Origin of the sequence: Flavobacterium cheonhonense (genome assembly GCF_035671315.1) — a bacterium.
In the GTDB taxonomy this organism is placed as follows: Bacteria; Bacteroidota; Bacteroidia; order Flavobacteriales; family Flavobacteriaceae; genus Flavobacterium; species Flavobacterium cheonhonense.
Window position 1 is genome coordinate 1,198,049 of record NZ_JAXAVY010000001.1, and the last position, 22,851, is coordinate 1,220,899.

The 22,851-nt window shown below is 39.6% G+C and carries 15 protein-coding genes; 10 read left to right on the forward strand and 5 right to left on the reverse strand.

The features are described 5' to 3' along the window. Positions 1–380 precede the first annotated feature (380 nt). Entirely contained in the window at positions 381–5,612 is a 5,232-nt protein-coding gene (locus SK086_RS05245) for a T9SS sorting signal type C domain-containing protein (RefSeq protein ID WP_324690278.1), read from the forward strand. A 192-nt stretch (positions 5,613–5,804) separates the two neighbouring features. Here SK086_RS05245 and SK086_RS05250 read toward each other — a convergent pair whose 3' ends face one another. Both SK086_RS05250 and SK086_RS05255 read right to left on the reverse strand, forming a co-directional pair. Beyond that, positions 5,805–6,014, reverse strand: a complete 210-nt coding sequence (locus tag SK086_RS05250) for a hypothetical protein (protein WP_324690280.1) — start codon at positions 6,012–6,014, stop codon at positions 5,805–5,807. Positions 6,015–6,089: 75 nt separating this feature from the next. Beyond that, positions 6,090–7,679 (reverse strand): peptide chain release factor 3, encoded by a 1,590-nt coding sequence (locus SK086_RS05255; RefSeq protein WP_290876888.1) that lies wholly within the window; start codon positions 7,677–7,679, stop codon positions 6,090–6,092. Positions 7,680–7,932: 253 nt separating this feature from the next. Between SK086_RS05255 and SK086_RS05260 the strand changes: the two genes are divergently transcribed. The 6 genes from SK086_RS05260 to SK086_RS05285 all read left to right on the forward strand — a co-directional run bounded on the left by SK086_RS05260 (position 7,933) and on the right by SK086_RS05285 (position 16,752). Continuing rightward, positions 7,933–9,900, forward strand: coding sequence for a peptidylprolyl isomerase (locus tag SK086_RS05260; protein WP_324690283.1), 1,968 nt, complete (start codon positions 7,933–7,935; stop codon positions 9,898–9,900). After that, entirely contained in the window at positions 9,901–10,749 is an 849-nt protein-coding gene (locus tag SK086_RS05265) for a peptidylprolyl isomerase (RefSeq protein ID WP_324690285.1), read from the forward strand. Continuing rightward, complete coding sequence (locus tag SK086_RS05270) at positions 10,712–12,139, forward strand: peptidylprolyl isomerase (RefSeq protein WP_290876899.1); 1,428 nt, start codon at positions 10,712–10,714, stop codon at positions 12,137–12,139. Before SK086_RS05265 ends, SK086_RS05270 begins: the two co-directional genes overlap by 38 nt. 70 nt (positions 12,140–12,209) lie before the next feature. Next, a complete protein-coding gene (locus tag SK086_RS05275) occupies positions 12,210–13,163 on the forward strand; it encodes an AAA family ATPase (protein WP_324690286.1) in 954 nt (317 codons plus the stop codon). A gap of 31 nt (positions 13,164–13,194) precedes the next feature. Continuing rightward, positions 13,195–14,322 (forward strand): acyltransferase family protein, encoded by a 1,128-nt coding sequence (locus tag SK086_RS05280; protein WP_324690288.1) that lies wholly within the window; start codon positions 13,195–13,197, stop codon positions 14,320–14,322. Positions 14,323–14,487: 165 nt separating this feature from the next. Beyond that, positions 14,488–16,752, forward strand: coding sequence for an aconitate hydratase (locus SK086_RS05285; protein ID WP_324690289.1), 2,265 nt, complete (start codon positions 14,488–14,490; stop codon positions 16,750–16,752). A 52-nt stretch (positions 16,753–16,804) separates the two neighbouring features. Here SK086_RS05285 and SK086_RS05290 read toward each other — a convergent pair whose 3' ends face one another. The 3 genes from SK086_RS05290 to SK086_RS05300 form a co-directional block, all read right to left on the reverse strand. After that, positions 16,805–17,176, reverse strand: coding sequence for a hypothetical protein (locus tag SK086_RS05290; protein ID WP_324690291.1), 372 nt, complete (start codon positions 17,174–17,176; stop codon positions 16,805–16,807). A 153-nt stretch (positions 17,177–17,329) separates the two neighbouring features. Next, positions 17,330–18,778 carry a glyceraldehyde-3-phosphate dehydrogenase gene (locus SK086_RS05295; RefSeq protein WP_290875837.1) on the reverse strand — a complete coding sequence of 483 codons (1,449 nt, stop codon included), beginning with the start codon at positions 18,776–18,778 and terminating at the stop codon, positions 17,330–17,332. Positions 18,779–18,965: 187 nt separating this feature from the next. Continuing rightward, the gene (locus tag SK086_RS05300) at positions 18,966–20,354 is read right to left on the reverse strand and encodes a S1C family serine protease (RefSeq protein WP_324690294.1); all 1,389 of its coding nucleotides are present in this window, start codon (positions 20,352–20,354) and stop codon (positions 18,966–18,968) included. Positions 20,355–20,486: 132 nt separating this feature from the next. On the opposite strand from SK086_RS05300, the gene dapF reads away from it, so the two are divergent. Genes dapF through mltG form a run of 3 tightly spaced genes read left to right on the forward strand, consistent with a single transcriptional unit; the run spans position 20,487 to position 22,851 of the window. Further along, the gene (gene dapF, locus SK086_RS05305; protein ID WP_324690295.1) at positions 20,487–21,269 is read left to right on the forward strand and encodes a diaminopimelate epimerase; all 783 of its coding nucleotides are present in this window, start codon (positions 20,487–20,489) and stop codon (positions 21,267–21,269) included. 5 nt (positions 21,270–21,274) lie between these two features. Continuing rightward, entirely contained in the window at positions 21,275–21,802 is a 528-nt protein-coding gene (locus SK086_RS05310; protein ID WP_324690297.1) for a GNAT family N-acetyltransferase, read from the forward strand. A gap of 20 nt (positions 21,803–21,822) precedes the next feature. After that, on the forward strand, positions 21,823–22,851 hold the full coding sequence (gene mltG, locus SK086_RS05315) for an endolytic transglycosylase MltG (RefSeq protein WP_290875829.1): 1,029 nt from the start codon (positions 21,823–21,825) through the stop codon (positions 22,849–22,851).

Below are 22,851 nucleotides of genomic sequence, written 5' to 3' on the forward strand. Positions count from 1 at the left end.
GGTCAAAGTAAAGCAATTTAAACTACCCAAAGTATAGCTTTAAATTTTATAGTTAATAATTTGTTGCTAAATTCTATCATATTGTAATATATAGACTATAAAAAACACTATAAAATGTAAATAATCGATAAAAATTGCATTTTGTCGATAAAAAATTTGGTTTGTAATCCTTTTTTAATCTATTTTTGATTGTTGATTTAGCTTGAATGGGTTAGATTCTGTTCGAAAGTGGTGAAATACGTACAAAAATTGAACTTTATCGATTTTATTGCACTGCTATCGATTTTTTTTGATTCGACCTGTTTTTTTAAATCACCTTTGTCAACGAAAAACAAATTAATATCATTAACCTACAAAGTATTATGAGAAATTTTTTACCAATGCCTAAATCTACAAAGCATGTAAGCCGGTTTTTGTTTTTGCTGGTTTTGCTTCTTGGTGGCACTGTTGCTAACGCGCAGGTAACCACCTTACAAAACTGGTCAGTGTTGTATAACAATACTTCCACAAACCAGCAAACAGTGTCTTATACTGTACCAACCGGTTCTAATAGTAACAGGATTTTAGCGGTTGCCATTGCTTCGTCTCAGACTAGTGCCGGTTCAAGAACTGTCTCCATTTCTTATGGGGGGAGGAACCTGACGCTCGCTGCCGGTGACATGACTTCAACGACTCCGAGGCAGCATACAGCTATTTATTATTTAAATGAAGCTGATCTTGATCTTGCCAGTAACACTAACTTAGTGTTTAGGGTTTCAGGGCAATCTACAAGAGTAACCACCGTATGGGCCGCTGTTTTTGATTATGTTGATCAAACTACCCCAGTAACAGACTCTGAAAATTACAATACCGGTACCGGTACTGCAGATCCTTTTGTGTTTGGTACAGCTTTAACTATCAATGCAAATGACCAAGCAGTTTTAGTGGTTAGTAGTTTGAGAAGTGGTAGTACTACTCCCAGAACATACTCTTTTCCGACTAACTTTACCAGTGCTAATGAACAAACATGGACCACTACTGATGGGGTAAGAAACGGTGTTGGAAACAGGAGTGTTCCAACCTCAAATACCAGTTCAACTTGTTCTACAAATTTGAGTAATGCTACTTTAGGGTCAATGACCGGTGTCTCTTTCAAAGGATGTGTGCCGGCAACGGCTAATGCCGGTGGTGCTTTGGTAGCGATTTGTCAGGGCGGCACCTCAGCAGCCTTAGGCGGTAGTGTCGGAGGTTCTGCTACAGGTGGTACTTGGTCTTCAAGTGTTTCCGGTGGAACTTTTACCCCAAATGCAACTAATTTAGATGCAACTTGGACGCCTCCGGCAAATTATTCTGGAACGGCTACCTTAACGCTTACTTCATCAGGAGGATCTTGTGGTGTGGCAACAGCCTCAAAAACTTTGGTGGTAAATCCACTTCCTTCTGCTATTACTGCAGGTGCCAGTGTTACTTCAATTTGTGCTGGTTCACCTTTCAATTTAACATCATCAGCTACTTCTAATTCAAGTACTGCGGTCACTTTAGTTAATGAAAATTTCAACGGTTCTGCCACAGGGTGGACAACTGCGAATACCAGTGCAGGTGGTACGCCTGCGAATTCTGCTTGGACAATTAGAACTAATGGTTACAGTGTATGTCCTACTTGTGGAACTACAGAAAACTTGAATAGTAATGACAGTTCTAGTTTTTATCTTTCAGACAGTGATCGTCAAGGTAGTGGTGGTACAACTGCTACTATATTGCAATCTCCAACATTCAGTACAGTAGGCTTAACCGATGCAAGTTTGAATTTCTTTCACTATTACCGAGACTGGGATGGGACCGATTTTGCTTATGTAGAAGTTTCTACTGATGGTACTAATTGGACTGCTTTAAATACATATACTACCACTCAAGGTGCTTCTAATGGTTTCCTTTTGGTAACCACAAACTTATCGGGTTATTTAAATCAGCCCACTGTCTCTATTCGTTTTAGATATGCAGGAGTGTATGCGTATTATTGGGCTATAGACAATGTTAGTGTAACGGGTACCGCTGCTACACCTCCTGCGCCTACTTATGCTTGGACATCAACTCCTTCAGGATTTACTTCATCACTACAAAACCCTACAGGAGTAACTCAAACGGTTGCTACAGTTTACACAGTTACTGTTACAAACTCATTCGGATGTTCGGCTTCTGCTAGTACTTCTTCTGTAGCAATTACACCTGCCACTGTAGGAGGTTCAGTTTCTGGAACAGCAAATATCTGTGCTGGATCCAATAGTGGTCTTTTAACTTTATCTGGTCATACAGGAAGCATTGTTCGTTGGGAAAGTGCTGTGAGTCCTTTTACAACATGGGTGCCAATTGTAAATGCCAATACCACTTATACAAGTGGTTCTTTAACAGAAACAACAAGATTTAGAACGATTGTTCAAAGTGGAGATTGTGCTCAAGCTAGTTCAGCCTCAGCCACCATTACTGTAAGTACTCCTCCATCAGCCGGAACATTAAGCGGTACTCAATCTATTTGTTCTAACGGTACAACTACATTTGCTTCAACTGTGTCAGGCGGTGCTTGGACATCCGGTAATACAGCTGTAGCAACAATCAACAGTGCTTCAGGAGTAGTAACTCCGGTTGCTGCCGGAACTGCTACAATGACCTATACCGTAACAGGGACAGGAGGTTGTGCTAACGCAACCGCTACCAGAACCGTTACAGTAACTGCTGCACCATCAGCAGGAACTTTGAGCGGTACTCAATCTGTTTGTTCTAACGGTACAACTACATTTGCTTCAACTGTGTCAGGCGGTGCTTGGACTTCGGGTAATACTGCTGTAGCTACTATCAACAGTGCTTCAGGAGTAGTAACTCCGGTTGCTGCCGGAACGGCTACAATGACCTATACCGTAACAGGGACAGGAGGTTGTGCTAATGCAACCGCTACCAGAACTGTTACAGTAACTGCTGCACCAACAGCAGGAACTTTAAGTGGAACTCAAACGATTTGTTCGAATGGTACTACTACCTTTGGTTCTACTGTATCAGGAGGTGCTTGGACATCAGGTAATACAGCTGTAGCAACAATCAATAGTGCTACAGGAGTAGTAACTCCGGTTGCTGCCGGAACGGCTACTATGACCTATACCATAACAGGTACAGGTGGTTGTGCGAATGCAACCGCTACCAGAACTGTTACAGTAACTGCCGCACCAACAGCCGGAACATTAAGTGGAACTCAAACGATTTGTTCGAATGGTACGACTACCTTTGGTTCTACTGTATCAGGAGGTGCTTGGACATCAGGTAATACAGCTGTAGCAACAATCAATAGTGCTACAGGAGTAGTAACTCCGGTTGCTGCCGGAACGGCTACTATGACATATACTGTAACAGGGACAGGAGGTTGTGCTAATGCTACTGCTACCAGAACCGTTACTGTAACCGCAGCACCATCAGCAGGAACTTTAAGTGGTACTCAAACGATTTGTTCAAATGGTACTACTACCTTTGGTTCTTCTGTATCAGGAGGTGCTTGGACTTCGGGTAATACTGCTGTAGCTACTATCAATAGTGCTTCAGGAGTGGTAACACCGGTTACTTCCGGAACAGCTACAATGACCTATACCGTAACAGGAACAGGAGGTTGTGCTAATGCTACCGCAACAAGAACAGTTACTGTGTCTCCTTTTTCAGTAGGAGGGTCGGTTTCTGGAACTGCTACAATTTGTTCCGGTGCCACTAGCGGATTGTTAACTTTATCCGGTCACACCGGTAATGTGATTCGTTGGGAAAGTGCAGTAAGTCCATTTACCACCTGGACTCCAATTGCCAACACGGCAACAACTTACACTAGTGATGCTTTAACGCAAGAGACTAAGTTTAGAGCTGTTGTTCAAAACGGTGCTTGTGCTGAAGCTTATTCTTCTGCAGCTACTTTATCTTTCGCTTCCACTACTTGGAACGGTACGTCTTGGGTTGGTGGAGAGCCTACAGCTAATAAAGCTTTGATTATTTCGGCTAATTATACCTCACCGGGTGCTAATTATAATTTGCAAGGATGTTCTTTAACCGTTCAAAATAACGCCGTGGTTACTGTAGTGCCGCAAGATAGTGTAATTTTATCAGGCGCATTAACGGTAACTACCGGAAGTACTATGACTTTTGAAGCCCAAGCCCATTTAATTCAAAGTGGTACAACCAACTTAAATAGTGGTACTGTAATTGTGAAGGCCAATTCGTCTCCAATCAAACGTTTAGATTATACTTTGTGGTCTGCTCCGGTAGCCGGACAACAAATGCAAGCTTTTTCGCCTTTAACTTTGGCAAACCGTTTTTATAATTATGATTCTAATACTAATTTTTATACTGTTGTTACAAGTCCGTCAACCACTTCTTTTGAAACGGCTAAAGGAGTTTTAATTCGCGTGGCTAATACACACTCAGCTTCACAACCTCAATCATGGACAGGAACTTTTACCGGAGTACCAAATAGTGGTACTTATACCATTCCGTTGGCTAACTTTGGTCCCGGTAAACGCTTTACCTTAGTGGGTAATCCTTATCCGTCTCCAATGGATCCTGAGGCATTTATTACTAATCCTAATAATGCTGCTGCTATCACCGGTACTTTGTATTTGTGGCGTAAAACCAATGGTTCCAATAAGCCTTCTTACTGTACGTTCAACTTAGGTGGTTTTATTACTAACGGTGAAGAGAGAGCTAATGAAGTTGCTAACCTACCTTATCAAGTAATTCAAACCGGACAAGGATTCTTTGTGGAAGGTACCGGAGCGGGTTCAGGAAATGTAGTGTTTGATAATACTATGCGTGTTGACGATCATACCAACAGTTTCTTAAGAACGGCTAATACTGCCCATTCTGCTAATACTGTGGAAAGAAACAGAATTTGGTTGAATGTTACCAATGCAGCTGGAGCGTTCTCGCAAGCCATGATTGGTTATGTAACCAATGCTACTAATGGTTTCGATATGAACTACGACGGTAAATATATTAACGATGGTGAAATTGCTTTGGCTTCTGTTTTAGATGCTGAACCTTACGCTATCCAATGTAAAGCCTTGCCTTTCTCGACTTCTGATGTGATTCCGATGCAGTTTACTGCTACTACAGCCGGTACTTACAGTATAGCTGTGGATAGAGTAGATGGTTTGTTTGCTTCAGGACAAGCGGTATATTTAAGAGATACTGTAACCGGTACGGTTCATAATTTATCCGATGGTGCTTACTCGTTTGCTACTGAATCGGGTACTTTTAACGCTCGTTTTGAAGTAGTATTCCAAGCGTCAACTTTAGGGGTTACAGATCCGGTGTTGACTGAGAACCAAGTGGTTATCTACAAAACGCCATCTAACGAGATTTCCATCAATACAGGAAACTTTGTAATGGACCATGTAATGATTTACGATTTGGCAGGTCGCTTGTTGTTCCAACAAAAAGACATTAACAATAGTCAAGCTTTAATTAAGGTTGGTTTTGCTACCGAAGTATTGTTGGTGAAGATTAAAACCCAAGACGGTAAATCGGTAACTAAAAAAGTATTGTTTCCAAGAACAACGCTCAGAAAAGACCTTAAAATCTCAACTATTCAAGTGGCTGAAGACGAATAATCAGAATTTATTATACCATAAAAAAACCACTCAACTGAGTGGTTTTTTTTATGGTTAATGATAAAAATGGTTTTATGGATGTTATTAGTTAAACTTAATTATAAAAAATAGTTGTCATATAAAACAAAAAAACCATCTGAAAAGATGGTTTTTTTTATTTTAGTTTTAAAAGTCTTTTGTTTGGGAAAGGAACTAATTTGATTTCTGTGTTTTCTTAAAAGAATAAAACCCCATAAGCAAACCTAAAACTATCATAACTATAAGATAAGTATTTATCGGTGTCGCTGGCGGGTCGCCTCCTCCTAATTCACCTCCTCCGGTATCATCACCAGGTCCGGCAAAAGCTGTTATATCAGCGAAAACCAAAAAGGCCAGCAAATATATTTTTGATAAGTGTTTCATAGTCATTTTATTTCAGATGGTAAATATAGCAATCATTTTTAAACTTAAAAAATTTATCCGATAAAATTCAGGTTATCAATCGAATTCAGAAGTAAAGAATAATTTTACATTCGGGAATTTACTCTGCGTCATTTGAATGGTAAATTCCGAGTCTGCCAAGAATACCAATTGTCCGTATTTATCATGCGCCAAAAACTTTTGCTTGATGCGCTTGAATTCTTTAAACTCTTCGCTTTTTGGGTCGTTCGGTTTTACCCAGCAAGCCTTGTGAACCGGGAAGTTTTCATAACTGCATTTGGCGCCGTATTCGTGCTCCAAACGGTATTGAATTACTTCGTATTGCAATGCCCCAACCGTACCGATAACTTTTCGGTTGTTCATTTCTAAGGTGAACAATTGTGCTACACCTTCGTCCATTAATTGATCAACACCTTTGTCCAATTGTTTGGCTTTGAGCGGGTCGGCATTGTTAATGTAACGGAAATGCTCCGGTGAAAAACTCGGAATCCCTTTAAAGCTCATCATTTCACCTTCAGTCAAAGTGTCACCGATTTTAAAATTACCTGTATCGTGTAAGCCTACAATATCACCGGGATATGAAATGTCTACAATTTCTTTCTTCTCGGCAAAAAAAGCATTTGGACTCGAAAATTTTAAATTTTTATTCAAACGAACATGGGTGTAAGGCTTGTTTCTTTCGAAAGTTCCCGATACAATTTTTACGAAAGCCAAACGGTCGCGGTGTTTCGGGTCCATATTGGCGTGTATTTTAAAGACAAAGCCGCTCATTTTTTCTTCTTCCGGATGTACTAAACGGGTTTCCGATTCTTTCGGTCTTGGGGAAGGAGCAATTTGGACAAAGCAATCCAATAGTTCTCTAACCCCGAAATTGTTCAAAGCCGATCCGAAAAACACCGGTTGTAAATCGCCGTTCAAATAAGCTTCACGGTCAAAAGCCGGATAAACTTCATCTATTAATTCCAATTCTTCTCGCAGTTTAACCGCCGGTTTCTCGCCTATAATTTTTTCTAATTCCGGACTATTGATGTCGGAAAAAGCAATAGTGTCTTCAATATTTTTTCTGCTGTCGCCGCTAAACAGATTGATGTTTTGCTCCCAAATATTGTAAATTCCTTGGAAGTCATAACCCATACCGATAGGGAAACTCAACGGCGTAACGCTCAGTTTGAGTTTTTGTTCTACTTCATCCATCAAGTCAAAAGCATCTTTTCCTTCACGGTCGAGTTTGTTAATGAAAACAATCATCGGAATGTTTCTCATTCGGCAAACTTCCACCAATTTTTCGGTTTGTTCCTCAACCCCTTTGGCTACGTCAATTACCACAATTACGCTGTCTACAGCCGTTAGGGTTCTGAAAGTGTCCTCGGCAAAATCTTTGTGTCCCGGAGTATCGAGTATGTTGATTTTCTTGTCTTGATAGTTGAATGCCAAAACCGATGTGGCTACCGAAATCCCTCTTTGGCGCTCTATTTCCATGAAATCGGAAGTAGCTCCTTTTTTGATTTTGTTGTTTTTAACGGCACCAGCTTCTTGGATAGCACCTCCGAAAAGCAATAATTTTTCCGTCAAGGTCGTTTTACCGGCATCGGGGTGCGAAATAATACCGAATGTTCTGCGACGTTGTATTTCTTTTAAAAAACTCATGAATTTTTGATAAATGGTTTGCAAAAATACTATTATTTACTCAGAATTCGAGCTCCTAATCTTTCGGAGTTTTTTTTCTTCTGAAATGACCCTAAAATTCTGTTAATAAAATTTTGTTAATAGTCAGCGCTATACTTGTATAATGTGTTTGAATTGTTACTTTTGTTGATTGTTACCACTATAAAATGATTTGTTTAAGATGTGGCAACGAAATCAAAAATTTAATGCTGATTTTACAAAGAAACAAAGACCTATGAGTATAAAACCGTTTTTTTTAGGATTGTTCCTGTTGGTGGCTGCGGCCGGTTTCGGGCAAACCAACACCAAAGAAGTTTTGTTTACCATCAATGATAAAGCATACGATACTGATGAGTTTGCAAGGGTTTACAAGAAAAACTTAGACTTGGTGAAAGACGAATCTCAAAAAGATTTAAACCAATACTTAGAACTTTTTATCGGTTACAAATTAAAAGTAAACAAGGCGTATAAATTAGGGTTGCAAAACAGTGCTAAATACCAAGCCGAGTTGAAATCGTACCGAAATCAATTGGCTAAAAACTATTTTAACGATACCAAGATTACCGAAGCCTTAATCGAAGAAGCTTATAATCGATTGCAAAAAGAAGTCAGAGCGTCTCATATTTTAATTTTAGTTGACGAAAATGCGACACCCGAAGACACGCTAAAAGCCTATAAAAAAATTGAAGATATTGTCAAAAGAGCTAATAACGGTGAAGACTTTGCGGTTTTAGCGGAGCAGTTTTCCGAAGACCCGTCGGCCAAAGAAAACAAAGGTGACTTGGGATATTTTACCGCATTCAGAATGGTATACGGTTTTGAGAATGCCGCTTACAACACTGCTAAAGGGAAAGTTTCTAAAATTACCCGCACTCGTTTTGGATATCACATTGTAAAGGTAAATGATATTAGGCCTAACAGAGGCGAGGTTACGGTGGCACACATTATGATTTTAAAAGCGAAACCGGAAGATGCTGACCAAGGCAAACCGGAAAAAACCATCAACGAGATTTACCAAAAAATCCAACAAGGCGAAAAGTTCGAAGACTTAGCCAAACAATTTTCAGAAGACAAATCCTCTTCACCCAAAGGCGGATTGCTGAGTAAATTCGGATCGGGTCAACTTAGCTCAGAGGAGTTTGAAGAAGTAGCCTTTTCTCTTGCCAAGCCTAACGATATCTCTAAACCATTTCAATCAGAATTCGGATGGCATATCGTGAAGTTAATCGAAAAACATCCGATTCGTACCATGTCTGAAATGAAAATGGAATTGGAAAATAAAATCGGTAAAGATGATCGTTCCAAAAAAATAACGGCTTCACTTAACGAGAAACTCAGAAAAAAATACACTTATAAAAAAGATACTAAAGTTTACGCTCAATTGGCTAAATGGATTACTCCTGATTTTTACGAATCAAAATGGTCGCAACCGGAAGCTGCCAAAGATTATACCGGCATATTATTAACCATCAATGCTAAAAAAATTGAAGGTAAGAAGTTCTTGGATTTTGTAGACAAAAAGCAAAAAGCCGGTCTTAAAGTAAAACCGCTATCTCTTTTAATTGATCAACTTTATGAGCAATTTTTGGATGAGCAATTGACGTCTTATTATGATGAAAATTTAGAGACAGAGTTTCCTGATTTTGCCTATGTGATGGACGAATACCGCGATGGTTTGCTGTTGTTTGATTTAATGGAAAAAGAAATTTGGGAACGTGCTAAGACTGATACGGTAGGTTTACAAGGTTTTTACAATTCGACCAAATTCAACCACATGTGGAAAAATAGGGTTGAAGCCACTATCTTGTCTTCCACCAAAATGGAAACCATCAAGAAAGCCTTGGCTTTGTTGAAAAAGAATACGGATCCGCAAGCGATTAAAGACAAGCTTAATGTTGACAATGTAGTTAATATTATGGCCAACACCGGTAAGTTTGAAGAAGGCAACAGTGCCTTGCCGAAAGCTACCAAGTTTGAAGTAGGTATTTCGGATATCTTTAAAGAAGGAGAATATTATTTTGTGGTGAAAGTCGACAAAGTGTTGCCGGCAGCAGTGAAAACCTTAGACGAGTGTCGCGGTAAATTGGTTAACGAATACCAACAATATTTAGAACAAAGATGGGTAGATGACTTGAAGCAAGAATTCAACGTGAAAGTCAACCAAGACGTCTTTGAGCGTGTTAAAAAACAGTTGCATCCCTAAATGATCAGAAGTAGTTTTTTTTTACTCTTATGTTTGTTCGCTTCTTGTAATTATTTCAAGCCTGAACAAAAACCGGAATCGATTGCCAGAGTCGGAAAAAGCTACTTGTACAAAAGTGATATTGCTACGCTGGTTCCGGCAGGAACGTCTAAAGCCGACAGTATTCTTTTGGTTCGGGATTTTATCAATCGATGGGCGAGTCAAAAACTTCTGATTGAAGCAGCTGAGCGCAACTTGAGTGATAAGAAGAAAAGCGAGTACAATGCTTTAATCAAGCAATATAAAATAGATTTGTACACCAAGGCTTATATCGAAGAAGTCGTAAAAAACACGGTTGATACTTTGGTGAATGAGGACGAATTAAAGGCCTATTACAAAGAGAATAAAGAAAATTTTAAAACCAACGGTACGTTAGTCCGCCTGCGGTTTATCAATGTTGCCAAAGATAATCCACGCTTTGCCACCATTAGAAATAAGTTCTTTAATTATAGTAAGAAAGACAAAAAGTTCTGGGATACCTACGCGTTACAGTTTAAAAGTTTCGCTATGAATGATTCGGTTTGGGTCGATTTGAGCCAGGTGTATTACAAACTCCCGGTGATCAATCCCGACAACAGAGATGAAATCATCAGACCCGGAAAAAAAGCAGAAATACAATCGAATGACGATGTCTATCTGATAAAAATAACCAATGTGATTGATAAAAATCAAGTGTCACCATTTGAATACATCAAACCCACCTTAAAGGAAGTTATCCTGAACAAAAGAAAATTAGAATTAATAAAGCAGTTTGAAAAAGAAATTACCGATGATGCCATTAAAAACAATGATTATGAAATATATAAATAACCAACTGGCTATAGCCGTTTTAGCGGTGATTTGTTCCGTTGGCGCTGTCAATGCACAAGAAATTATCAAAGACAGCATTAAACCCAAACCACAAGCCGGTCCAACCAAAAAATTAAAGGTAGACGGCATTATTGCTACTGTAGGCGATTATTTGGTTTTGGATTCCGATATTGATAAAGCTTATTTGGAGTTGGCCAGTCAAGGTCAATCTACCAAAGACATCAGTCGTTGTCAAATGTTAGGCGGTTTGTTAGAAGACAAATTGTACGCTCACCAAGCCATACAAGACAGTATAGTGGTAAAAGACGAGGAAGTAAAGGAGAAAATGAGCGAGCAAATTGCTTATATGGTGGAGCAATTAGGTTCTATGGAAAAAGTAATCCAGTATTTCAAAAAAGATACGGAAGACGATTTCAGAACAGATTTGTTCGATATTATCAAAACCAATAAGCTTTCGGGTGAAATGCGCAGAAAAATTGTAGATGCTGTAGAAATTACGCCGGAAGAAACCCGAACTTTCTTCAAATCGATTCCGCAAGACGAATTGCCGGTTTTCGGTGCTGAAATGGAAGTGGCTCAAATTGTGATTATCCCAAAAATTACGGATGAAGAAAAACAACGTGTGATTCGCCGACTCAAAGAAATTAAAGCAGAGGTGTTGGCCGGTGCCAGCTTTAAAACCAGAGCCGTTATTTATACCGACGACCGTGCATCGGCTTCTAGCGGTGGATTTTATAAAATCAACAGAAAGACACAGTTTGTGAAAGAATTTAAAGATGTGGCTTTTAGTTTGGGCGAAGGTGAAATTTCAGAACCTTTCGAAACCGAATATGGATACCACATCATTATGGTAGAAAAAATCAGAGGTCAAGAAGTTGAGTTGCGTCATATTTTAATGATGCCGAAAGTGTCCGACCAAGCTCTAAAAGACGCCCGTGAGAAAATTATAGCCATCAAATCTCGCATCGAAAAAGGTGAGCTTACTTTTGCCGAAGCGGCTCGAACTTTGTCTGATGAGAAAGAAACCCGAGCCAATGGCGGAACTTTGATCAATCCGAAAACCCAAGATACACGTTTCGAATTGACCAAAATGGATCCAACCTTGTACAGTGAAGTGTCTAACTTGAAAGATGGCGCCATCACGGCTCCGATTTTAGATGACGATCCGAGAAGTGGGAAAAAATACAAAATCATAACCGTAACCAACCGTATCAATGAGCATACTGCGGATTACGCCAAAGATTATATCAAAATCAAAGATTTAGCGCTCAAAGAAAAGCAAATCAAAGCCATTGCCAAATGGACCGATGAGAAAATCAAAGAAACCTACATCAAGATCAATGGAGAATACAGAGATTGTTTGTTTCTCAATAATTGGTTGAAAAAATAGTGTCTTGGTTGAATTTTAATGTAACTTGTACTTGTTAAACTAATCCCTAACAGCATAAATTCGAAATCTAATGTCTGATGTAGCTGCCATTCAAAATTTAGTTCAAAAAAGAATTGAACTCAAGAAGGAAATCTCCAAAATTATTGTAGGTCAGGAAGACGTAGTCGACCAGATTTTGTTGAGCATATTTTCCGGCGGACACGCTTTGTTAGTCGGCGTTCCCGGTTTGGCCAAAACCTTAATGGTCAACACTATTTCGCAAGCTTTGGGATTGGATTTCAAACGCATACAGTTTACACCTGATTTGATGCCTTCCGATATTTTAGGAAGTGAAATTTTAGACGAAAACCGTCAGTTCAAGTTCATCAAAGGACCAATCTTTGCCAATATTATTTTGGCGGATGAAATCAACAGAACACCACCGAAAACGCAAGCTGCTTTGCTCGAAGCCATGCAGGAGCGTTCGGTAACCATAGCCGGTCAGAACTATAAATTGTCCTTGCCGTATTTTGTATTGGCTACCCAAAACCCAATTGAGCAAGAAGGCACTTATCCATTACCGGAAGCGCAATTAGACCGTTTTATGTTTGCCATTAAATTGGATTATCCAACCTATGAAGAGGAAGTTCAAGTGGTGAAAAGTACCACCAGCGATGCTAAGGCTACTATTAATGCTTTGTTTACCGCCCAGGAAATCATCGACTTCCAGCATTTAATTCGTCGCGTTCCCGTAGCCGACAATGTAATTGAATACGCGGTGACTTTGGTAGGCAAAACCCGTCCGAAAAGCAACTTGGCTTCTGAATACGTAAACAATTATTTGGATTGGGGTGCCGGACCGCGTGCTTCGCAAAACCTGATTTTGGCAGCCAAAGCTCATGCTGCTTTTAATGGTAAATTTTCGCCGGATATAGAAGATGTAAAAGCAGTCGCTACCGGCATTTTGCGTCACAGAATCATCAAAAACTACAAAGCCGACGCGGAAGGAATTACAGAAGAGCAAATCATCAGTAAATTATTGTAATCGGGATTTAGTATTTTATTACATTTAATCAATGAATAAAATAGTAAACCAACATTCCGACACTCATAGAATCTTCGGACTCGACCTAATGCGAGCCAATGCCATACTGATGGTGGTAATAGGGCATTGCGCATGGATAGTGCCCGAAAACGATAGCTTGTTATTTCAATTGTTGGAGTTGTCCGGGTTTTTAGGTGTGGAGATTTTCTTTGTCTTGAGTGGTTTTCTTATCGGTAAAATTCTCTACCAATTGTACCTGAAATCTGATTTCAGTTTGGCCACTGTTTTTTATTTTCTCAAACGAAGATGGTTCCGAACGCTACCGAATTATTTTCTGGTCTTAATACTCAATTTACTCATCGCTTCCATTGTTGGTTATGCTGCTTTGTCTTGGTGGAAGTATTTTTTCTTTTGGCAAAATCTCCATACCACCATGTTGCCGTTTTTTCCGGAATCCTGGAGCTTATCAGTAGAAGAATTTGCCTATCTTATGTTGCCTTTCTTTTTGTTGATTTCAGGTAGTTTTATTAAGCCTAAAAATAAATCACTATTTTTCTTAGGATCGGTACTGGTGCTGATTGTAATTTTCTTTTGTGCCAAAATTGGCTATCATATTACCACTCAAAACACCACTTTAACCCAATGGAACCTCTCGCTAAAAGCGGTAGTGATTTACCGTTTGGATAGCATTTTTATTGGGGTTTTGTGCAGTTGGCTTTTTTATCAATTCGAACTGCTTTGGAAAAAATATCAGGTGTTGGTGATGGTAATCGGGACGTTGCTTTTCTTTTTTCAGTTTTTCGTAATCGGTTATTTGGGTTGGGGAATTGAAACACATCCGTGGTTGTGGAACGTCATATATTTGCCTTTATTGTCTCTAGCTGTTGCTTGTTTTTTGCCTTTTTTGTCGGAGTGGAAAAGCAGCCAATTGTTTTGGGAAAAACCCATCGTTTGGCTCAGCAAAATATCGTATTCTATGTATTTGCTTCACTACAGCGTTATTTTGCTGTTGATGAAGCAATACCTTTCCTATGACGCTCAAAATCTTTTTCAAGTAGCCGTTTTTATTTTCGGCTATTTGACAATGACCTTAGTTTTGAGTCATTTACTTTATCGTTTCTACGAATTACCATTGATGAATTTGAGGGATAAAAATTAATAATTGCCAATTTATGACTTTTAAAATACGTTATTGTTAAAAAAGAAGTGTCAAAAATTACGATTCCTTAAAATAGTCGTTTGGCGCAACATATTTTGGTAAAAACTTTCCAGAAGTATAACGTTTTCGTAAATTTGCGAGGCAAACAAATTAACCAAATTTATTATGGCTTTTGATATTGAAATGATTGAAAAAGTGTACGCTAACATGGCGGCTCGTGTAGACAAAGCGCGAGAGTTGGTTGGGCGTCCGCTTACCTTATCTGAAAAGATTTTATATTCGCATTTATGGGAAGGAACACCTTCTCAATCGTTTACCCGCGGAAAAGATTATGTTGATTTTGCTCCTGATAGAGTAGCTTGTCAAGATGCTACTGCTCAAATGGCTTTGTTGCAATTTATGCATGCCGGAAAAAGCAAAGTAGCTGTGCCAACAACGGTACACTGTGATCACTTAATCCAAGCTAAAGTTGGTGCTAAAACCGATTTGGCTGTTGCTAATACCCAATCCAAAGAAGTATTCGACTTTTTGTCGTCTGTATCTAACAAATACGGAATCGGGTTCTGGAAACCGGGTTCAGGAATTATCCACCAAATCGTTTTAGAAAATTATGCGTTCCCGGGCGGAATGATGATTGGTACCGATTCACACACGGTTAATGCCGGTGGTTTGGGTATGTTGGCCATTGGTGTTGGTGGTGCCGATGCTGTAGACGTAATGTCGGGCATGTCATGGGAGTTGAAATTCCCTAAATTAATCGGTGTAAAATTGACCGGAAAATTAAACGGTTGGACTGCGCCAAAAGACGTAATCTTAAAAGTAGCTGATATTTTGACTGTAAAAGGCGGAACTGGTGCTATTGTTGAATATTTCGGAGAAGGTGCTACTTCTATGTCGTGTACCGGAAAAGGAACCATTTGTAATATGGGTGCCGAAATCGGAGCCACTACTTCCACTTTCGGTTACGACGATTCTATGAGAAGATACTTAGCCGCTACCGGTCGTCAAGATGTGGTAAATGCTGCTGATAAAGTAGCTTCTTACTTAACTGCCGATGCCGAAGTGTATGCTAATCCTGCCGATTACTTCGACCAATTAATCGAAATTAATTTATCTGAATTAGAACCACATATCAATGGACCTTTCACGCCGGACAGAGGAACGCCTGTGTCTAAAATGAAAGAAGAAGCTACTGCAAACGGATGGCCGTTAAAAGTAGAGTGGGGATTGATAGGTTCTTGTACGAACTCTTCTTACGAAGATATGGCGCGTGCTGCTTCTATTGTAGAGCAAGCCGTAGCACACGGAATCACCCCTAAAGCCGAATTCGGAATCAATCCGGGTTCTGAGCAAATTCGTTATACTATCGAAAGAGACGGTATCATTGCCACTTTCGAAAAAATGGGCACTAAAGTGTTTACCAATGCTTGTGGTCCATGTATCGGACAATGGGACAGAACAGGTGCAGATAAAGGAGAGAAAAACACCATTGTTCACTCGTTCAACAGAAACTTCTCTAAACGTGCCGACGGAAATCCAAATACACACGCGTTTGTGACTTCACCGGAAATGGTAGCTGCTTTGGCTATCTCGGGAGATTTGTCTTTCAATCCAATCACCGATACGTTATTAAACGATAAAGGGGAAGCCGTAAAATTAAATCCGCCTACGGGTGACGAATTGCCAACCAGAGGTTTTGATGTAGAAGATGCCGGTTTCCAAGCACCAGCGGCTGATGGTTCATCAGTGGAAGTTGTGGTTTCGCCTACGTCTGATCGTTTACAATTGTTAGCGCCATTTGATGCTTGGGACGGGAAAAATATTTCAGGTGCCAAGTTGTTGATCAAAGCGTTTGGCAAATGTACTACCGACCACATTTCAATGGCCGGACCTTGGTTGCGTTTCCGTGGACACTTAGACAATATTTCCAACAATATGTTGATTGGAGCGATTAATGCTTTCAATCAAGAAGCCAATAAAGTGAAAAACCAATTGAACGGTGCTTACGATGCTGTTCCTGCAGTACAAAGAGCTTACAAAGCTGCCGGAGTGCCTTCTATAGTAGTAGGAGATCACAATTACGGAGAAGGTTCGTCTCGTGAACATGCTGCGATGGAGCCACGTTTCTTGGGTGTAAAAGCGGTATTGGTAAAATCATTTGCGCGTATCCATGAAACCAACTTGAAAAAACAAGGTATGTTGGCCTTGACTTTCGCCAACGAAGCAGACTACGACAAAATTCAAGAAGACGATACCATCAACTTCTTAGATTTAACTGAATTTGCTCCGGGCAAACCGTTAAGGTTAGAGTTTGTTCATGCAGATGGTTCTAAAGATACCATCTTGGCCAACCACACGTACAACGAAAGCCAGATTGGTTGGTTCGTAGCCGGTTCAGCCTTGAACTTAATTGCTGCGGGTAAAGCCTAAGCTATTCATTACTGAATATAAAAAAAGCTCAACTAAATGTTGAGCTTTTTTATTATGATTTCTTTTGATAAATCTCTTTAAGTCCGGAACACCATTGTACGCTTTCATAGTAAAAGTCGACTGTGGTTAGGTTGTCTTTCTTTTTGATGACGCATTTTCCGGTAACATCGGCCTCCGAACCAAATACGGTAACCGTTTTGTTGTTTTCTAATTTTCGGTCCAAGTACATCTCGTAAATTCGGGTCGCAATTTCTTGGCGGATGGTGAATTTAGAATTAAATGTACTGATGATTACAGTGCCGTTTTTGTTGCGCGCCACATATTCCATTCCGTTGTGACCATAGTTGTAGGTTGTTACTTTTGGCTCCTCATTGGAGAACGCAAAACAAGTCAGAATTGACAAGCTCAAAATTAATTTTTTCATAAGCAGGTTGTAGGGCGTTGTTTTTGGAAGGCGAAAAATAGTAAATATTTTTCTAAAACCTAATTTTATTAACGATTTATATGCTTATTAACAAAAAAATCTCGTTTAACCCTACCGGACAAACGAGATTTTTGAAGGAATTAATAATTACTATTAATAATAAGTATAGCGTCTTACTTTAGCAATGTATTTGGCCAAACGAATTACTTGGTGGCTGTAGCCGTATTCGTTGTCGTACCAAACATACAATACGATGTTTTTTCCGTCACCGGAAACTATCGTGGCATTGCTGTCAAAAATAGACGGGGCAGAAGTGCCTACAATATCTGAAGACACTAATTCGTTATTTAAAGAATATTTGATTTGTTCTACCAATTCGCCTTCTAAAGCGTATTTGCGCATGATGCCGTTTACTTCCTCGATGGAAGTTTCTTTGCCTACTTCTAAATTAAGTACTACTAAGGAACCATTGGGTACAGGAACACGAATCGCATTAGAAGTTAACTTTCCGGCCAAACTCGGCAAGGCTTTCGCTACGGCGCTTCCGGCACCGGTTTCGGTAATTACCATATTCAAGGCAGCGGCACGACCACGACGGTATTTTTTGTGCATGTTATCCACCAAGTTTTGGTCGTTGGTATAGGCATGGATAGTTTCCAAATGCCCTTTTACTACGCCAAGTGTTTCTTCTACAGCGGCTAAAATAGGCGTAATGGCATTGGTGGTACAAGAGGCAGCAGAATAAATATTTACTTCATCCGGATTGTAATCGTTGTGGTTAACGCCGTAAACAATATTCGGAACGCCTTTACCCGGAGCAGTAAGCAATACTTTGTCAACGCCTTTTGAAGTTAGATGGCGTTTTAAAGCTTCTTCTGTAGTGAAAGCACCGGTATTGTCAATCACCAGCGCCTCATTAATACCGTATTGGGTATAATCAATTTCTTCCGGACCGGCCGCTGTGATAATGTGTACCGTAGTACCGTTGATGATTAAGGCATTGTTTTCTACATCGGCTTGAACAGAACCTTCAAAGTCGCCATGAACCGAATCGTAGCGCAATAACGAAGCTCTTTTTTCCAATGAAGAAGCATCATTGCGGTCACGAGTTACAATAGCGCGCAAACGAAGTTGTTGTCCTTTTCCGATTTTACTCATCATCTCACGAGCTAACAAACGACCGATACGACCAAAACCGTACAATACCACATCTTTCGGTTGGATATTTTTAGAGTTTTTGGCATTCTTCAATTTGTCAATCACAAATGCACGAGCATCATGGTATTTGTTGTCTTCTAAATGGTATTCGTAAGTTAGTTTTCCGATGTCGATACGAGACGGCGGTAAGTCTAAGTTTAAAATCGCTCTCGCAATTTCCACCGAGTCAAAAACATTGATAGGCTTTTGTACAAATTCACCCGCATATTCGTGTAAATTGATGATGTCACTCACGTTGCGGTCGATCAATTGGTTTCTGAAAAGTACCAATTCGATGGATTTGTCGTACCACAAATCGCTAATGATTTTGATGAATTCTACTCCTGCTTTTCGTCTGTCGGCTTGGAACGATAATTCCTTCTCGTACAAATTGTTGCTGCTCATAAAAAGAAAATGTTTAGTTGTGTTTTATAAATTTAACCTATTTGTAAAAGACTTGTAGGTCTTAGGTGGCGCAAAAGTATAAAATACCAATGTGTTACGAAAACGATTTCGTAACTTTTTAACATAAAAAAAACCAACCTTGAACTAAGGCTGGTTTTTCAGAAAAATAAGTAAGATGATTTTGTGTTTAGATGATAATTTGTATCACTTGTCCCAATCGGTTAATCATTTGGATGCTGACACTTTGGTTTTCGTCTTTTCGATTTAAGAACTTTGAAATAGTTTCCAAATCGGTTGCTTTTACATTGTCTACAGATAAAATAATATTGCCTTTAAGTTGGTCATAGTAAGGTTTTAAATTGTCGTTGTTGATTTCTTTGATGCGAACGCCGTAGTCTATTCTGAATTTTTTCTTGTCGGCATTGTCGATGTCTTCCAACTCTAAACCTTTAAATTCTCTGATGAAAATATCATTTTTAAGCAAAGTTACCCAGGCTGTTTTGGTCTCATCATCTCTAACAAATGTTACTTGAACTCTGTCGTTTGGTCGTTTGGTGTTGATATAACCGGTCAATTCAGCAAAGGAGCTTATTTTTTGATTATCTAATTTTTTGATGATATCTCCTTTGCGCAATCCGGCTTTTTCCGCTCCTGAGTTTTTGGTTATGTTGTTAATGTAGAAACCTTCGGTGTCTTTGATGCCTAATTCGTTAGAAGCTTTGCTGTTCAATTCGTTGCCTTCCACACCTAAAATACCACGTTGTACACCGCCAAATTCCATAATATCTTCAATAATTTTTCGGGTAATGTTGGAAGGAACCGCAAAAGAATAGCCGGTATAGCTTCCGGTAGGCGAGGAAATCATGGTGTTGATTCCGATTAACTCGCCGCGTGTATTCACCAAAGCACCACCACTATTTCCGGGATTCACAGCGGCATCGGTTTGGATAAACGATTGGATGCTGTTGCGGTTGTCTAAATTTCTGGCTTTGGCCGAAACAATTCCGGCAGTTACCGTGGAGTTTAAGTTATAAGGATTTCCTACCGCCAAAACCCATTCGCCTACTTTAACCTGATCAGAATCGGCAAAAGTAGAATACGGTAATTTTTCATCGGCATTGATTTTTAGTAAGGCAATATCCATCTTTGAATCAGTACCGATGAGTTTGGCTTTATACGATTTGTTGTTGTTCAAAGTCACTTCTAATTCAGTGGCATCTTTAATCACGTGATTGTTGGTGACGATATAGCCGTCTTCGGAAATGATAACACCCGAACCTGTGCCGATTTGTTCTTGTTGTTGGCCTCCGCGTTGTCCGTAGAATAACTCCATAATTGGATTTGAAACTGTTCTGATGGAAACATTTTTAACGTGTACAACGGTATGAACAGCGGCTTCAGCAGCTTCCGTAAAGTCGACCGCTTCGCCTGATAAACCAACATTTCTTCCGTAGGAACCGGACGCCGTGGTAACTATGCCCTCTTTTCCGTTATGATCAAATAATAATTTGTACGCTCCCAAAGTAGTAGCTCCGCTCAATAAAGAAACTAAAAATAAACTCGATATTCTTCTCATTGTTTTACGGTTTTAAGTTATCCAGAGTAAAATTAAAAAGTTTCATTTTCGTTGTCAATACCCTTTAACGGTCGTTTAACAATTTTTAAGTCAATCTTAAATTTTGCTATATTTGTGGTACTTATCTAGGCTATGAAAATCAATTTTAACAAATACGAAGGCACCGGGAACGACTTTGTCATGATTGACAATCGCGAAAACTTATTTCCCAAAAACGATGTGACGCTGATTGAAAAGTTGTGCGACCGTCGTTTCGGTATAGGTGCGGACGGACTTATATTATTAGAGCAAGATGCGGATGCTGATTTTCGCATGGTTTACTATAATTCCGACGGGAACGAAAGTTCGATGTGCGGTAACGGCGGTCGATGTTTGGTTGCTTTTGCCCAAAGTTTGCAAGTCATTCAAAACGATACCAATTTTATTGCTACCGACGGACCGCATCACGCTACTGCTTTTGAAAATGGATTGGTTTCTTTGGGAATGAAAGCGGTAAGCGAAGTGCACATCAAAGAAGATTATATATTTCTCAATACCGGTTCACCGCATCATGTTACTATGGTGGAAGATTTGGTGCATTTTGACGTGAAAACCGAAGGCGCTAAAATTCGCTATTCCGACTTATACGGAAAACCGGGGAGTAATGTGAATTTTGTCAAGCAACTGTCAGAAAATCATTTTGCGTTGCGAACCTACGAACGCGGGGTAGAAGATGAAACTTTGTCCTGCGGAACAGGCGCCACAGCGGTAGCTATTGCGATGCATGCTACGGGTAGAACCAATGCCCATCATATTTATTTAGAGGTGCAAGGCGGAAAATTAGAAGTCTCATTCGTGAAAGAAAACAATCTATACACCAATGTTTTTTTGAAAGGTCCGGCCACCTTTGTGTTTAGTGGAACCATCGAAATCTAAGTTGTATGATGACACTAAAGGGAAGTAAAATTTATTTGCGCGCGCTCGAACCCGAAGATTTGGAGTTTGTGTATGCCGTAGAAAATAACGAAGCCATTTGGGAAGTCAGCAATACCCAAACGCCTTACAGCAGGTTTCTTATTCGTCAGTATTTAGAGAATGCCCATCAGGATATTTATGAAGCCAAGCAATTGCGTTTGGGCATTTGTAAAAATAACTCGGCTGACGCGATTGGTTTGATTGATTTGTTCGATTTCGATCCTAAAAACAAACGTACGGGTGTCGGCATTATTATCCAAGACGAAAATGACCGTCACTCGGGTTACGGCAAAGAAGCTTTGGGTTTGGTGATTGATTATGCTTTTAACCAATTACAGTTGCATCAATTGTACGCTAATATCAGTACCGAAAATTCGGCGAGTCTATCGCTTTTTACTACCTTTGGGTTTGAAAAAATAGGGGTAAAGAAGGATTGGAATTTTACCCGAAATCGCTTTCATGACGAAGCCCTTTTTCAATTAATTAAAAAATAAATCTAAAAACAGTTTCGGTTTTGAACAAAAGTAAAATCTTTAAAATCACAGCGGCCGTTGGCGTATTGGTCGTTTTATTAGTATATATCAAATTCTTTACATCCAATACTACTTTTGACAAAGAAGAAGTTTATGTGGAAATCCCAACCGGTTCCAAATACGATGAGGTGCAAAAAATCATTTCACCTTATGTAACAAATATGTCCGATTTTGAGTTTATTGCCCAACTTCGGTCTTATCCGGATAATGTTAAACCGGGAAGATTTTTGTTAAAAAAAGGAATGAGTGCTTTTCAATTGGTTAGCGCCATGCGAAGAAATGTGCCGGTTAAATTGGCCTTTAACAACCAAGAACGATTGGAGAATTTATGCGAACGCATCAGTTCGCAAATAGAACCTGATACCACAAAATTGTTGGCGACTTTCCGCGATAGTATCTTTTTGCAAAAGAATGGTTTTACCAAAGAGACTGTTTTTGCGATGTTTTTGCCCAATACTTACGAGTTCTATTGGAATGTTTCGGCGGAAAAATTCAGAGATAAAATGTTGGAAGAGTACAATCGTTTTTGGACCAAAGAGCGATTGGCTAAGGCAACCGAATTGAACATGACGCCAGTGCAAGTAATTACTTTGGCTTCGATTGTTCACAAAGAAACCGTTAAGAAAAGCGAACGTCCAACAGTGGCCGGTGTGTATTTGAATCGCTTAAAAGACGGGATGAAATTACAAGCCGATCCAACAGTGATTTACGCTTTAAAGTTGCGTGACAACGATTTTGAGCAGGTTATCAAACGCGTATTGTACAACGATTTGTTTATCGCTTCTCCCTATAATACTTACCAAAACGAAGGATTACCACCCGGGCCAATCGCCATGCCGGATATCGATGCTATTGATGCTGTATTGAATGCCGAAAAACACAATTATTTGTATTTCTGCGCCAGCGTTGAACGTTTTGGTTATCATGAATTTGCCGCTACTATGGCGCAACATGATGTAAATGCCAAAAAATATGCCGATTGGTTGAACGCTCAAGGCACCAAGCGATAG